This window comes from Oceanobacillus timonensis (genome assembly GCF_900166635.1).
GTDB classification, from domain to species: Bacteria; Bacillota; Bacilli; order Bacillales; family Amphibacillaceae; genus Oceanobacillus; species Oceanobacillus timonensis.
Genome location: NZ_LT800497.1, coordinates 2,943,190 through 2,956,903, shown reverse-complemented (window position 1 = coordinate 2,956,903; position 13,714 = coordinate 2,943,190). Strand labels below are relative to the sequence as shown.

Annotated in this window: 16 protein-coding genes; 14 read left to right on the top strand and 2 right to left on the bottom strand. The window is 37.5% G+C overall.

Annotation, left to right across the window (positions count from 1 at the left end):
- Positions 1 to 61: 61 nt before the first annotated feature.
- Complete coding sequence (locus B7E05_RS14470) at positions 62 to 976, bottom strand: COX15/CtaA family protein (protein WP_080874867.1); 915 nt, start codon at positions 974 to 976, stop codon at positions 62 to 64.
- Positions 977 to 1,563: 587 nt separating this feature from the next.
- Here B7E05_RS14470 and cyoE point away from each other — a divergent pair.
- The 7 genes from cyoE to B7E05_RS14435 all read left to right on the top strand — a co-directional run bounded on the left by cyoE (position 1,564) and on the right by B7E05_RS14435 (position 8,303).
- A complete protein-coding gene (gene cyoE, locus B7E05_RS14465) occupies positions 1,564 to 2,508 on the top strand; it encodes a heme o synthase (RefSeq protein WP_080874866.1) in 945 nt (314 codons plus the stop codon).
- A gap of 66 nt (positions 2,509 to 2,574) precedes the next feature.
- Entirely contained in the window at positions 2,575 to 3,657 is a 1,083-nt protein-coding gene (coxB, locus tag B7E05_RS14460; RefSeq protein ID WP_080874865.1) for a cytochrome c oxidase subunit II, read from the top strand.
- 41 nt (positions 3,658 to 3,698) lie between these two features.
- Positions 3,699 to 5,546, top strand: coding sequence for a cytochrome c oxidase subunit I (ctaD, locus tag B7E05_RS14455; RefSeq protein ID WP_425435115.1), 1,848 nt, complete (start codon positions 3,699 to 3,701; stop codon positions 5,544 to 5,546).
- A gap of 1 nt (position 5,547) precedes the next feature.
- Positions 5,548 to 6,171: a cytochrome (ubi)quinol oxidase subunit III gene (locus tag B7E05_RS14450; RefSeq protein WP_080874863.1), complete on the top strand. Its 624-nt coding sequence runs from the start codon at positions 5,548 to 5,550 to the stop codon at positions 6,169 to 6,171.
- Positions 6,172 to 6,174: 3 nt separating this feature from the next.
- Entirely contained in the window at positions 6,175 to 6,495 is a 321-nt protein-coding gene (ctaF, locus tag B7E05_RS14445; RefSeq protein ID WP_080874862.1) for a cytochrome c oxidase subunit IVB, read from the top strand.
- 231 nt (positions 6,496 to 6,726) lie between these two features.
- Positions 6,727 to 7,632 (top strand): cytochrome c oxidase assembly factor CtaG, encoded by a 906-nt coding sequence (gene ctaG, locus B7E05_RS14440; RefSeq protein ID WP_080874861.1) that lies wholly within the window; start codon positions 6,727 to 6,729, stop codon positions 7,630 to 7,632.
- Positions 7,633 to 7,847: 215 nt separating this feature from the next.
- Complete coding sequence (locus tag B7E05_RS14435) at positions 7,848 to 8,303, top strand: DUF420 domain-containing protein (protein WP_080874860.1); 456 nt, start codon at positions 7,848 to 7,850, stop codon at positions 8,301 to 8,303.
- 192 nt (positions 8,304 to 8,495) lie between these two features.
- Here the strand turns inward: B7E05_RS14435 and B7E05_RS14430 are convergent, their stop codons facing one another.
- Complete coding sequence (locus tag B7E05_RS14430; RefSeq protein ID WP_080874859.1) at positions 8,496 to 8,861, bottom strand: YugN family protein; 366 nt, start codon at positions 8,859 to 8,861, stop codon at positions 8,496 to 8,498.
- 331 nt (positions 8,862 to 9,192) lie between these two features.
- On the opposite strand from B7E05_RS14430, the gene B7E05_RS14425 reads away from it, so the two are divergent.
- The 7 genes from B7E05_RS14425 to coaD all read left to right on the top strand — a co-directional run bounded on the left by B7E05_RS14425 (position 9,193) and on the right by coaD (position 13,656).
- Positions 9,193 to 10,260, top strand: coding sequence for a CAP domain-containing protein (locus B7E05_RS14425; protein WP_080874858.1), 1,068 nt, complete (start codon positions 9,193 to 9,195; stop codon positions 10,258 to 10,260).
- A 399-nt stretch (positions 10,261 to 10,659) separates the two neighbouring features.
- The gene (gene ylbD / locus B7E05_RS14420; RefSeq protein ID WP_080874857.1) at positions 10,660 to 11,064 is read left to right on the top strand and encodes a spore coat protein YlbD; all 405 of its coding nucleotides are present in this window, start codon (positions 10,660 to 10,662) and stop codon (positions 11,062 to 11,064) included.
- Positions 11,065 to 11,074: 10 nt separating this feature from the next.
- Complete coding sequence (locus B7E05_RS14415) at positions 11,075 to 11,308, top strand: YlbE-like family protein (RefSeq protein ID WP_080874856.1); 234 nt, start codon at positions 11,075 to 11,077, stop codon at positions 11,306 to 11,308.
- 219 nt (positions 11,309 to 11,527) lie between these two features.
- A complete protein-coding gene (locus tag B7E05_RS14410; protein ID WP_080874855.1) occupies positions 11,528 to 11,965 on the top strand; it encodes a YlbF/YmcA family competence regulator in 438 nt (145 codons plus the stop codon).
- A gap of 76 nt (positions 11,966 to 12,041) precedes the next feature.
- Positions 12,042 to 12,314 (top strand): YlbG family protein, encoded by a 273-nt coding sequence (locus B7E05_RS14405; RefSeq protein WP_080874854.1) that lies wholly within the window; start codon positions 12,042 to 12,044, stop codon positions 12,312 to 12,314.
- 283 nt (positions 12,315 to 12,597) lie between these two features.
- The gene (gene rsmD / locus B7E05_RS14400; protein WP_080874853.1) at positions 12,598 to 13,167 is read left to right on the top strand and encodes a 16S rRNA (guanine(966)-N(2))-methyltransferase RsmD; all 570 of its coding nucleotides are present in this window, start codon (positions 12,598 to 12,600) and stop codon (positions 13,165 to 13,167) included.
- Positions 13,168 to 13,170: 3 nt separating this feature from the next.
- Positions 13,171 to 13,656 (top strand): pantetheine-phosphate adenylyltransferase, encoded by a 486-nt coding sequence (gene coaD / locus B7E05_RS14395; protein WP_080876321.1) that lies wholly within the window; start codon positions 13,171 to 13,173, stop codon positions 13,654 to 13,656.
- Positions 13,657 to 13,714 lie beyond the last annotated feature (58 nt).

Below are 13,714 nucleotides of genomic sequence, written 5' to 3'. Positions count from 1 at the left end.
AGTCCTGTTTGAATATGCAGGACTTCCTTTTATTTGTAAATATTAAAATGTTCAAATTCTATTATTTCTCTCTTCTGCTGCTTCGGAAAGAGAGGTGGATAAAGTAACTCAGCATCCCAAAATAACAAGTTATAAATAGTGCATGAGCCAATGCAATGAATAAATTAAGCTGTGTAAGGACGATCAGTGAACCAGAGATAACCTGGAGTGTAATCAGCGCCAATGTAATCATCCAGCCCCATTTCATAACATGGTTATGACTGTATTTCTTTAGCATACGTATTGTCAAAAAGAGTGTCCATAAAAATAAGATTCCAGCGGCAAAACGATGTCCTGTCTGTACCCATTGGTTAAATGAATAGCTTGCAAGGGCAAAGGGCTCCGAATTGGAACAAAATGGCCAATCCGGGCAGTCCAGGATGGAATTCGTATGACGTACGAGCGCTCCGGTGTATACGACGCACATCGTGTAAATCGTTATCGCATAGATTTCAATTCGATGCGGCTTTTTAATATGGATATCTTCTGTATGTAATTTTTTATCAATTTCAAAGAATAATAGCATAAGTAAAAAGACGGCTGCAAAACAAATTAAAGATATCCCGAAATGTGTAGCCAATATAAAATCGGATTGTCCCCATACTACGGCTGCTGCACCGACCAGTGCCTGCAGCATAATAAAGAATAGGGCGGAAAAGCTTAAGAAAATAACTTCTTTGTGATGTCTGTACGCCCTCCAGGACAGGATGGCAAGTAAGAGTACCAATATACCAACTGCGCCGCTGACCATTCGATGACTTAGTTCAACAATCATTTCAAAATGAAGGTTGGCAGGAAGAAGTTCTCCTTCACACAGCGGCCAGCTGTCCCCGCATCCATCTGCTGAACCTGTTTTTGTAACAAGTGCTCCTCCTAAAAGAAGAGGAAGCATTCCAATGGTCGTTATCACAGATAGTATTTTTAGTTTTTTCAACATATCTATGTAACCTCGCTTTTATTTAATATCCCCCGTTCTTTAAGTTTATCAAAAAATATACGGGAAACGCTTTCCAATTTTGAACAAAATAGAACAACCGCTAAATCTGTACGATATAAAATGCCAATATTTATCGTACCATGTTTTAATAGAGTTTTCACCAGCAAATAAAAAAAGCTTGCATAATTTTATTTTGTTTGCTAGAAATATAGTATGGGCAAGTATGGGAAAGAACAGTTATGTTATTTATAGAAAGGTTCAGAATGTTTCTGAGATGGAGAGTGATGAAACGCCGTGGTGACTGTAAATTTCCAATAAGGCTGCGATTTTCAATGGACTGTTTCTCTTATTTTACTTCTTTTGGAACAAGCACGAATCAAAGAAAAGATACATAATTTATTTACTTTATCTATTTTTAGTAAACCCTTTCAATGAAATGTTCAAATTGTTGTAAAATAATATATAAAAGTTCATTAGATTGTCATAGAAATCCATGCTATAATGAGATGAAAACGGAATACATAAGAATCAAAAGCGTGTATTCTGTTTATTATTATGTCTTCCTACTGGTACAAAGGGGGGAAATTATGGATAAAGTAGATATGACTTATTCGGAGTTAATTGGAAACACCACTATCTCAACCAAAGAAAAAATAACTGTTTTTCTGTCAGAAGTGAAGGCGCTTGTAAAAATCGGAATTGTCAATTCAAATTTGATTACGGCAATTACAGGTTTTTTTGTCGCTATCGCTTTAACAAACGCCTCTTTTAGTGATCATTGGGGGACATTTCTTTTGATGATAATTGGAAGTGCTTTAGTAATTGCCGGCGGTTGTATTATCAATAACTGGTATGATGCAGATATTGATCCCAAGATGTCCAGAACAATGAAAAGACCAACTGTAACAGGATTCTTTTCATTACGGACAGTACTGACAATGGGCATGGTAATAAGTGCTCTCGGGATTGCAGTATTAATGTTTACCACTTGGTATGCAGCACTATTTGCTTTTATAGGCTGGTTTGGTTATGTCGTACTGTATACGATATGGTCAAAAAGAAGATACACATTAAACACAGCTATTGGAAGTTTATCCGGCGCGATGCCCCCTGTTATCGGCTGGGCAGCAGTCGATTCTTCTTTTCACGTGGTTCCGCTTATCATGTTTATGATTATGTTTATATGGCAAACACCGCATTTTCTTGCATTAGCAATGAAAAAGAAAGAAGAGTATAAGGCAGCCGGTGTACCGATGCTGCCGGTTGTAAGAGGTATGGGTATAACGAAAAGACAAATTGTTGTCTATATTGCTTGCCTTCTACCATTGCCGTTTTTGTTACTTCCTGCTTTGGGATTAACCTTTACGGTAGCAGCAACTATTTTAAATGTCGCGTGGCTGATTATAGGTTTTATAGGATTATTTACGGAAAAAGATATAAAGTGGGCTAATTTAGTATTTATATTTTCATTGAATTATTTAACAATTCTTTTTCCGTTAATGATTATTGTTACACTGCCGATATTTAATTAATGTTTGTTATTCCTTGAAATTTTAAATATAAAAGGAAAGAACAAGAAGAAAGAGAGGTATTCTTACATGAAAGGTTGGATGGGAAAAACAAAAGTATTATTCGTATTCACACTGTTGGCATTATTTCTTGCAGGTTGTGGAATCGAAAACTTGACTGCACTTGAACCTAAAGGGTATGGAGCAGAAAAATCCATGGATCTTATTCTTCTGACCACATTAATCATGGTTGGCGTATTTATTGTGGTTATGGTGATTTATGTGATTACACTCGTTCGTTTTCGCAGGAAAAAAGGACAGGAAAACCATATTCCTGAACAAGTGGAAGGGAATCATAAGCTGGAAGTAATATGGACAGTAATTCCAATCATATTGGTATTAATTATTGCTGTACCGACTGTTTTAACTACATTTAATCTGGCAGATGACTCCAGTGCAGACGAACTCACGAATGTCAATGTAAAAGGGAACCAATACTGGTGGCATTTTGAGTATCCGGGCGAGGAAATTCAAACAAGTCAAGACCTTTACATTCCTACTGGTGAGCGCGTTTATTTACATATGCTCTCTTCTGATGTTATCCATTCATTTTGGGTTCCATCAATTTCCGGGAAAATGGATGTTAACGCAGAGAATGTAAATACGATGTACATTGAAGCCTATGAAGAAGGGGTCTACTGGGGTAAGTGTGCTGAGTTATGCGGACCTTCGCATTCATTAATGGATTTTAAAGTGATTGCTGTATCACCTGAAGAGTATGACCAATGGGTAGAAGACATGCAAAACACGGATGCCGAAGCGGAACCTGAAACTGCTGATGCACAGGAAGGTCAGGAATTGTTTGAAGCTAATAATTGCATGAACTGCCATGCGATTGATTCTGCCGCTTCTGGTATTGAAGCTGGACCGGAGAACAATGGGCCAATCGGGCCGAACTTATCAAACTTTGGAGACCGTTCCAGAGTTGCCGGTGTACTGGAGCACGATAATGAAAATCTTGTGGACTGGATAATGGATCCTGAATCTATTAAGCCGGGGAACAAAATGACCGGTCAATATCCAGAACTCAGTCAAGAAGAAGCGGAAAGTATTGCGGATTATTTAATGCAATTACAACCTTCAGAGATTACACCTGAAAGCGCAGGAGAATAAAAAAAGAACGACTGTTACTAAGGGAGGTTTATAATTTGGGTATGACTAGTGCTCAAAAAAGAGGTTTCGGGGCTGTCTTATGGGATTGGCTGACGACTGTCGATCATAAAAAGATAGGTATTCTGTATCTTGCCGGAGGCGGGCTCTTTTTCCTGTTAGGCGGCCTTGAAGCTGTTATTATTCGTATTCAATTGATTTCACCAGAAAATAATTTTATCAGTGCTGGTCTATATAATGAAATGATTACCATGCACGGTACTACCATGATTTTTCTTGCGGCCATGCCAATATTATTAGGATTGATGAACTTTATTATGCCGCTGCAAATTGGAGCGCGTGACGTTGCGTTCCCGTTTCTGAACTCTTTAGGATTCTGGTTATTCTTTTTTGGAGGAGTTTTATTAAACCTTAGCTGGTTTACTGGCGCACCTGATGCCGGCTGGACCAATTATGCTCCTTTATCAATACAATCACCAGGTCATGGCATTGACTTTTACATTATGGGGCTGCAATTATCCGGGGCAGGAACATTAATGGGAGGTATTAACTTTATTGTTACGATTGTATTAATGCGTGCTCCCGGTATGACGTATATGAGAATGCCGTTATTTACATGGACCACGTTTGTAGCAAGTATCTTAATACTGTTTGCTTTCCCGGCATTAACGGTTGGATTATTCTTAATGATGTTTGACCGTATGTTTGGTTCAGCATTTTTTGATGCTGCATTAGGCGGGAATGCTGTTATTTGGCAGCATTTATTCTGGATATTTGGACATCCGGAAGTATATATTTTAATTTTACCGGTATTTGGTGTTTTTAGTGAGGTTTTTCCTACTTTCGCCAAAAAGCGTTTGTTTGGTTATACAGCGATGGTATTTGCAACTTTCTTGATTGCATTTCTAGGCTTTATGGTATGGGCTCACCATATGTTTACAGTAGGGCTGGGACCAGTTGCAAACTCTATCTTTGCAGTTGCTACAATGGCGATTGCTGTGCCAACAGGTATTAAAATATTTAACTGGCTGTTCACCCTTTGGGGAGGCAGTATCAAAATCAATACAGCTATGTTATGGTCATTAGCTTTTATTCCGTCATTTACTATTGGGGGAATGACTGGTGTTATGCTGGCTTCTGCTGTTGCCGACTATCAATATCATGACACGTACTTTGTTATCGGACACTTTCACTACGTAATTGTAGGGGGAACTGTTTTTGGTATATTAGCTGGTCTGCATTACTGGTGGCCAAAAATGTTTGGTAAGTATTTGCATGAAGGATTAGGTCAAATATCATTCTGGACATTCTTTGTCGGATTTCATTTAACATTCTTTATTCAGCATTTCTTAGGTTTAATGGGAATGCCGCGTCGTTACTGGGTATTTTTAGAAAACCAGGGGCTGGATACTGGTAACCTTATCAGTTCCATTGGTGCTTTCTTTATGTCATTTGGTGTAATTGTATTCTTGATTAATATTATTCACACAACAATCAAAGGCAAAAAAGCTCCTGCTGATGCTTGGGGAACTGGACGTACATTAGAATGGACAATTTCATCACCACCGGTTCACTATAACTTTAAACAATTACCGTTAGTTCGCGGACTGGATTCATTTTGGATTGAAAAAACGGAAGGAAATAAAAAAATGACTCCGGCAGAACCTACCGATGAAATTCATATGCCAAACGGGTCTATTCTTCCATTCATTATGACGATTGGTTTCTCGATTGCTTCCTATGGTTTTATTTATCAAACGGGTAATAAATACTGGTTAATAGCTGTGTACGGAGGAGTAGCGGTTGCGCTAATTTGTATGTTGATCCGTTCGTTAAAAGATGACCACGGGCATCATATCTCTAAAGAAGAACTAGAAAGGGTGGGTGATTAATATGAGTCATGATCATTCCATTGATCCAAAGGATATGCCAAAAGATCCTTCAAAGGCAACAACAGAAGGAAAACATAAATTTATGGGTTTATGGATATTCCTTGGTGGAGAGACGGTTCTTTTTGCCTGCCTGTTTGGTACGTACCTCGCATTGAAAGATTCTGCTGCGGGCGGACCAACAACACAGGAATTATACGGACTTGGTTTAGTATTTTTAATGACTGTTTTGCTTTTAACAAGTTCTTTAACTAGTGTGTATGCAATTTATCATATGAAGAATAATGACTTTAAAAAGATGCAACTATGGATGGGAATTACCGCGTTACTTGGTCTTGCTTTCCTTGCATGTGAGATTTATGAGTTTGCGCATTATATTCATGATTATGAGTTTACGTTTCGCTCTTCTGCATTCGGTTCAGCATTTTATGCTTTGGTTGGCTTCCACGGAGGGCACGTTGCATTCGGTTTATCCTGGATTATTACGTTAATGGTACGTAATGCGAAGAGAGGGTTGAGCCTGTATAATGCTCCAAAATTCAATACATTTGCGCTATATTGGCACTTTATCGATGTAGTGTGGGTATTCATCTTTACAGTTGTTTATTTGATGGGGATGGTGAGTTAATTTATGACAGATGAAATGAGTACAAGAAAGATTAATTCGTTCCAGAAGCAAAAGAATAAACAAGAAATGCAAAAAATGGTTGTCAGTTTTGCGTTAATGATATTTTTTACATTAGTCGCATTTGCTCTTGTTATGTTTGAGGTACCATCCACTTATGTGATTCCAATATTGTTACTTCTTGCTTTTGTGCAGGTAGGCTTTCAGTTTTTCTACTTTATGCACTTGAAAGATAAAGGACATGAGGTACCTTCACAAATTATCTACGGCGGTATTTTCATTACAGTCATGATTGCATTGACGTTTACTATTATTACTTGGTGGTAAGTAAAGCAAATTGAAAATAATCATTTGAAATAAAAACACTATGATGGTTTACGTTTTAATCATCATAGTGTTTTTACTATATAAAATGTAAAATCTTCAATGCAACTTATACATAGAAAAATAGATAGGAAAAATAAAGAGATGTTTTAAAATCGTCACAATCCTCCTAGAGAATTCTTGTCCAATTTAAGGTATAATAGACAAAGCAGACGAAACTGGAGATGATTTGCTATGTGGTTGGATATACAAATATTCGGTTTTCGGGCGTTGTGGAGTCCGTACTTTATGCTATTTATTGCTCTCATCATGTTGGTTTACTTTCTTATAACAGGGCCATATCGGCATAAATTTGGTAATCATGATAAAGTATCAGTGAAGCAGCAAGTATTTTTTTATACGGCAATGATATGTTTATATTTTGTAAAAGGTTCGCCAATTGATTTACTTTCACACATAACACTAACTGCTCACATGATTCAAATGGCAATTTATTTACTCATTGTACCAATATTGATTATCAAAGGGATTCCAGCCTGGTTATGGAGAATAGCAATTGATCGTCCTGTTATCAGACCAATTGTCAAAATAGGTACAAAGCCTTTAATCTCCCTATTAATATTTAATGGTTTATTTTCGGTTTATCATATACCTGTTTTCTTTGAGTTTGCAAAGTCTTCGCCGGTCATTCATTCGGTGATTCATGGTTTATTATTAGTTGGAGCTTTTCTAATGATTTTTCCATTGCTGTCTCCTTTAAAGGAATTTGACCATATGCAGCCTCTGTTAAAAATAGGATATATTTTTGCAAACAGTGTATTAATCACGCCGGCATGTGCGCTCATCATTTTTGCTTCTGAGCCTCTTTATGCAACGTATACACAAGGAGGATCCTGGATGCAGGCGATGAGCCTGTGTGTACCGCCAGATGTGTTACAAGGGCTTGCTCCCGGTTTAACAGGGCCGGAAATGTTTACGCCGCTCAGTACACTCACTGACCAGCAGCTTGGCGGTATTATCATGAAGATTATTCAGGAAATCACCTATGGAGGGATTTTGGCAACTGTTATCTTTTCTTGGGTTAGAAAAGAAAAGAATACCATCGATCCGCTGCCGCCAAAAACGGCAGAATCACAATGAAGAGAAAGTTTTAGAAGGGAAGCTGGAATAAAGGAATAGAAGGCGGTAACGCCCGGAGTCGGGGAGCAAATCTTCTATAGGTTTTGATACGGTTCCGGTGAATATCCATATAAGGGCATGAAAGCGAACCTTTATATGATTTGCACGGACAGGGCTTCTTTACTTTTTCCTGATACCTTTTGGACGTATATTTAGAAATACTGGAGGATAACGAAATGCATGTATTACCAACAATCAGCACATTTTTTATAGCTTTGAGCGCTATACTCGTGGCAATAGGCTGGATTTTAATCGTAAATAATAAGAGAAAAGAACATAAAGTTGTGATGATATCAGCAGCTATCAGCGCACTGCTATTCTTTATTATTTATGTATCACGTACCGTCTTTATCGGAAATACAAGCTTTGGCGGACCTGAAAATATACAGACGTATTTTACTATTTTCTTGGTTTTCCATATTATCTTGGCTACTGTCGGAGCGGTGTTCGGGATTGTAACGCTTGTATTGGCATTTAAGAGAAATATTAAAAAACATCGTAAAATAGGTCCTGTAACAAGTATTATTTGGTTTTTCAGTGCGATTACGGGGGTTATGGTTTATATTTTTCTATACGTATTATACGATCCGGGCGAAACGACCAGCATGATAAAAGCCATTTTAGGTTTTTAACCGGAAGTTTATATTAGTAACATATTGTACGAAATTTAAAGGATACCGTGTTTCATTCGGAAACATGTATCCTTTTTCATTTATACTCGGCAACTATAAGCTATTAGCACTCTACAAAACTGTCTTCAGGAATATGAAAAGAGATCACAAATTTCAAAATAAGTATGTGATCTCTTTTTAATGTGTCATCATTTATTTTTTATAATATTGTAACTCATCACTAAGTTTTGCAAGTAACGTATGCGCTCTTTCTATAACGCTTTCAGGAAAGTTCTCTTCTTCCCCATATTCCACACCATGCGGGTAATAATGTTTACCGAGTAAAGGTGTCTTTAATTGAATAACGGCATTGCGTTTATCTACGTCCCCTTCGATAGCGTATCCTTGTACCCGGATATAGTATGTAATGTTTTCTTCGTTGGAACCAATTTTGTAATCATAAGTAACACGTTCATAGTCCCATTGACCTGCCCGGATAAATGCAAGATTTGCTGTTACATGGTCCAGTACCTGTACATCAATAATTGTGTCTTCTATCCCTGTGTTTTCAAATCTCATTACGTCTTCACCCCATCTATAATATTCTGCTTAATGTAAGGATAATACGAAATGATAATAGATGCAATAGAAACCATGGACGTGAGCAAAGAAAGGGTATAATATTATGAATAAAAGGGTATAGAACAGATAAATAGATTATAAGTTGAAATTCAAAAAAGTCCGCAAAGGATACGCTGCAAATTATTTCGTTGATAAGCTCTTTCACGGTGTCTCGATTAATGAGATAATGTTGCCGGAACTTCGATTACTTGCGAGGCGAAAATCATTGGTACTTTTTTGAATCGACACTATGAATAATCTATGCGTTTGCTGGATGGGGGTTCCAATCATGAAGATATTTCGTAATTTTATGATAATCATGATTATTGCACTCCTTGTATTTATTGTTATTAACCAGATGAGTTCATCACCGGAAGAAGTTGTAAGAGAAGCAAAGCCCCATTTCGATGAAGAGGAAGAAACGATTGAATCAAAGGGAACGGTAGCTGAACTTCCTCAGATGAATTTAGAAGGCGACTTATATCAATGGATCGGAAAGACGTCAACAGAACTTACTGAAGAGCTGGGAGAACCGGACAGAATTGATGTTAGTGCATATAATTATGAATGGTATGTATATAATAATTCAGAAACTCAATATGGTCAGTTTGCTGTTTTAGATGATGAGATTATATCTGTTTATGCCATTGGTGAAGATTTGGAGACTGCACCAATTGATTCCGGAGAAGATTACACGGAAGTAGCTGATACATTTCCTTTTTCAAATGAGGTAACCTATTCAAAGGGAGACGCTTCTTTTACTTTCCGGTTGAATGAGGAAGACCTTCAGACGAGGCCATTAGTCAAAATCAGTGACACAATGTTTATCCAATTCTATTTTGACACGATAACAGAGACATTATCTTCTATGAGAATTACTACTGGTGATGCGCTTTTATCGCAAAGACCCTATGAAATTGAATACCGTGGAGAGCTGCCTGAACAGCCTGCATTTAGTGAAGAAGAGTGGAGGGACATTCAGGAAGGGATGGAGCAGCAAATTTTTGATATCTCTAATATCATGCGTGACCAACATGATCTCCCTCAACTAGAATGGGATGATCAAGTAAGTCTGGTGGCATATGATCATAGTAAAGATATGTATGAAAATGATTATTTCTCCCATGATAGTTTGGATGGCGATGGTTTAAAAGAACGGTTGGAGGAAAGACAGGTTGCTTATGTCGCTGCTGGAGAAAATATCGCAGCACAGTATCCGGATGCCCCTGCTGCTATGGAGGGCTGGCTAAATAGTGAAAGCCACAGGGAAGCCTTATTAAGCGATGAATATAGTTACCTTGGTGTCGGCGTATATCGCTTTTATTATACACAAAACTTTTTGGGTAAGCCATTTTAACATACGTATTATTTATGGGTAGAGAGAAGCCATGGTTCATGGCTTCTTTTTTTACACGTTAGGAAAGTATAAAATTTTAACGCAGAAGAATTTCGACGTAGTAAAAATTTTTAGGTACCAAGTATAAGTGCAACTAAGGCATTCGCCGAAAGGCTTGCACTCAAGAGCATAAGGGATTCTAAGAAAGCAAAACACGCTTTCAAGGCTCCCTTTAACGAATGCCAAATTTTCTTTATAAGGCATTGACACATTATTAAGCAATTCACATAGATTATTATAGGCAGTTTTAAAGCAGATGTGGCAGGCTCAAGTGTTAAAAAGCAGGAAAGTCTTTGTTGTATATACATGAGAGTGCTCAATATAGTATATGTTTAGTGTGAAAAAAGGACGGTGAGAAAAATGAGTCAATTGCATCCCAGTGTTGAAGCATTCAAATCCTTTGTCAATCGCCATCCTAAGTTATTGGAAGAAATCAGAAAAAGTGGCAAAGGGTGGCAGGAATTTTATGAAAAATGGGCGATTTTAGACGAAGATGATCCGTTTTGGAATGCATATAAAGTCGAAGAATCATCCGGAGATGCGAAACCAAAGAGCCAGGAAAACAAAAAAGATAAGAAAACAGACCATTCCGATCTTATCAAACAGATTGTGGACTATACACAAAATCTGGACACAGAAAAGGTACAAGGACAAATTGAACAATTAAGCAATGCAATCGGTGTTGTGCAGGAGATAATTGGTGATATGAAAAAGCCTTCCGCTAAGAATACATCTCAGGCTCCTTTTTCATTAAGAAAAGATTAGAGGGGATAAAATGGATAATGACATTATTGTTTATCTCAAAAAAAATCCGGAACTGGCCGAATTTGTCCGGTATCATCCCGTTTGGTACCGTTATTTAATGCGTGACCCAAGCCGGCTTACAGAACTGAAAAAAGAAGCAAAAAAATTTTATGGAAAAACATTTCCGCAAAAAGTAAATAACTTCTCAAATCAATTACAAATGGTAAGAATGTTTGCGGAAATGGCTAAATCGATGAAGGATTAAAAAGAATTGTTTTTCAGGAGCCTGACAAAGCAATGGAGTTATTTCTTTTTTAAAAGTCACCTCTATTTTCTTTCGAATTATAAAATGGTATGATGAAAAGGATAACTATTAAGATTTAATCATGGAATAATATCTATTTTAATAGTTAATGGCATAAAACTTACTAAGAGATATTCTCTCTTGTTTACATTTTATTAATTTATTCGTGGAGGTGCGGGAATGATTGCTACGATGGAGTATGTAGATATATTAGATGAATCGGAGCTTCTCGGGAAGATGGTTTTACAATCGGATGTCATGAAGCAGTATCAATCAGCGAAACAGGCATTGGATGAAGACAAGGAAGCGCAGCATCTGATTCGAACATTTGCAGATGTCAAAGAACATTATGAAGATGTGCAGCGGTTCGGCAGATATCATCCGGACTATTATGATATTATGAAACAAGTCCGTTCCAAAAAGCGGGATATGGATTTACATGATAAGGTGGCAGCTTTTAAAGTTGCTGAAAGAAATCTGCAAAATCTTTTGGATGAGATTAGTCAGTTTGTTGCAGAGAGTGTCAGTGGACAGATTAAAGCACCAAAAGATGGTGCGGCACTAACAGATAGCGGCTGCGGCTGCGGTAGTGGCGGCGCTTGCGGCTGTGCATCGTAAAGTAAAACATAAGCAGGAAGCTTAAAAATAAGCGACCTGCTTTATACATAATACAGATAAGAAGGAGGATGGCAGTATGGTAGAAAGACAAGGCATCGTTGTCTGGTTTCAGCACATGAAAAATGTCAGACAGTTAAAAAAACACGGGCATCTTATTCATGTATCTAAAAAACATCGTTATGCGGTTATTTATGTGAATCGGGAAGATATCGATGTGATGGAGAAAAAATTTAATCAATTTTCGTTTGTTTCTAAAGTAGAACGATCTCAGAAGCCATTTATTCCGACAAATTATGAAAATGCCATACCGGACAAAGCGAAACAATACGATTATAAAATGGGGATTTAGTTAGTGTTATAATAAGGGATAAAAAAGAAAAAACCTGCAGTCAAAATTACTGCAGGTCCTTTTATTTTAAAAATAAAAGGCTAAAGGGAGAGGAGAAACCGGATGAAGAGCTTATGGGGAAGGATAAGCCTTCTTCCGTTTCAACTAAATCATATTTAGCTGAATCATTATGATATTATGGACAAAGAAAAGAAATAATATACATCACGAATAAAAATTATTTGCTAAACGTGAGAATCGTGGTAGACTATTGACGAGCAAGAGAAGCTGAGGTGATTCAGAAGTGCGTGTAATAGCAGGGATACATAAAGGAAGAGCATTAAAAAGTGCAGCTGGCGAAACGACAAGGCCAACTTCTGATAAAGTAAAAGAAGCTGTATTTCAAATAATCGGTCCATTCTTCTCAGGTGGGACAGCATTGGATTTGTTTGCCGGAAGCGGATCACTCGGGATAGAAGCATTAAGCAGAGAGATGTCAAAGGTCATTTTTATAGACAAGCATCCGAAAGCAATCCAGACGATAAAAGAGAATTTGAAAACGCTCCAATTAGAACAGAAGGCAGAGGTCTATCGAAATGACGCAGAGCGTGCGTTAAAAGCCATCGCCAAACGGGAATTACAATTTGATTTAGTACTTTTAGATCCACCGTATAAAAGTCAAGATTATATGAAAATACTTGATTATCTTCTCGATAATCACATGCTTCAAAAAAATGCGATTGTGTATTGTGAGCATGATAAGTCAAATCTGTTGCCTGATGAGTATAAATCGTTAAAAGCAATTAAACAGGCAGATTACGGCGGCTTGGTTCAAGTGACGATTTACCAAACAGACGAAAGTGAGGAAGCATAAATGATGCGGAAATTAGCAATATGCCCAGGAAGTTTTGATCCGGTTACAAATGGACATTTGGACATTATCAGACGCGGTGCTAAAGTGTTTGAAGAGATTGTAGTCACTGTGTTTAATAATCAATCTAAATCCCCGCTCTTTACGGTGGAAGAAAGAAAACAATTGTTGGAAGAAACATTAAAAGATTTACCAAATGTGCGGGTTGATTCGTCAAGTGGATTACTCATGGATTATGCAAGAGAAGTAGGAGCTACTGCTGTCATTAGAGGACTGCGTGCAGTCAGTGACTTTGAATATGAAATGCAGATTACTTCAATGAACCGGAAGTTAAATGAAGATGTGGAAACCTTATTTATGATGACAAACACAAAATACTCTTTTTTAAGTTCGAGCATGGTCAAAGAAGCTGCTAAATACCAGGGAAATATCAGCGGACTTGTCCCCGAATTGGTGGAAGAAGCGCTTCAGAAGAAATATAATGCATTTTAAAATACCGGATGATATCTATTATTGTCTTTGAAGAAAAAGAGAGTCAGGTTGACAACCG

Bases quoted from the DNA above. Each gene is read 5' to 3' on its own strand.
- B7E05_RS14425 (WP_080874858.1), top strand. From the start codon at position 9,193: ATGAAGATATTTCGTAATTTTATGATAATCATGATTATTGCACTCCTT.
- B7E05_RS14415 (WP_080874856.1), top strand. From the start codon at position 11,075: ATGGATAATGACATTATTGTTTATCTCAAAAAAAATCCGGAACTGGCC.
- B7E05_RS14405 (WP_080874854.1), top strand. From the start codon at position 12,042: ATGGTAGAAAGACAAGGCATCGTTGTCTGGTTTCAGCACATGAAAAAT.
- ctaG (WP_080874861.1), top strand. From the start codon at position 6,727: ATGTGGTTGGATATACAAATATTCGGTTTTCGGGCGTTGTGGAGTCCG.
- B7E05_RS14450 (WP_080874863.1), top strand. From the start codon at position 5,548: ATGAGTCATGATCATTCCATTGATCCAAAGGATATGCCAAAAGATCCT.
- cyoE (WP_080874866.1), top strand. From the start codon at position 1,564: ATGGATAAAGTAGATATGACTTATTCGGAGTTAATTGGAAACACCACT.
- B7E05_RS14470 (WP_080874867.1), bottom strand. From the start codon at position 976: ATGTTGAAAAAACTAAAAATACTATCTGTGATAACGACCATTGGAATG.
- B7E05_RS14410 (WP_080874855.1), top strand. From the start codon at position 11,528: ATGATTGCTACGATGGAGTATGTAGATATATTAGATGAATCGGAGCTT.
- B7E05_RS14435 (WP_080874860.1), top strand. From the start codon at position 7,848: ATGCATGTATTACCAACAATCAGCACATTTTTTATAGCTTTGAGCGCT.
- ylbD (WP_080874857.1), top strand. From the start codon at position 10,660: ATGAGTCAATTGCATCCCAGTGTTGAAGCATTCAAATCCTTTGTCAAT.
- ctaF (WP_080874862.1), top strand. From the start codon at position 6,175: ATGACAGATGAAATGAGTACAAGAAAGATTAATTCGTTCCAGAAGCAA.
- B7E05_RS14430 (WP_080874859.1), bottom strand. From the start codon at position 8,861: ATGAGATTTGAAAACACAGGGATAGAAGACACAATTATTGATGTACAG.
- coxB (WP_080874865.1), top strand. From the start codon at position 2,575: ATGAAAGGTTGGATGGGAAAAACAAAAGTATTATTCGTATTCACACTG.
- ctaD (WP_425435115.1), top strand. From the start codon at position 3,699: ATGACTAGTGCTCAAAAAAGAGGTTTCGGGGCTGTCTTATGGGATTGG.
- coaD (WP_080876321.1), top strand. From the start codon at position 13,171: ATGCGGAAATTAGCAATATGCCCAGGAAGTTTTGATCCGGTTACAAAT.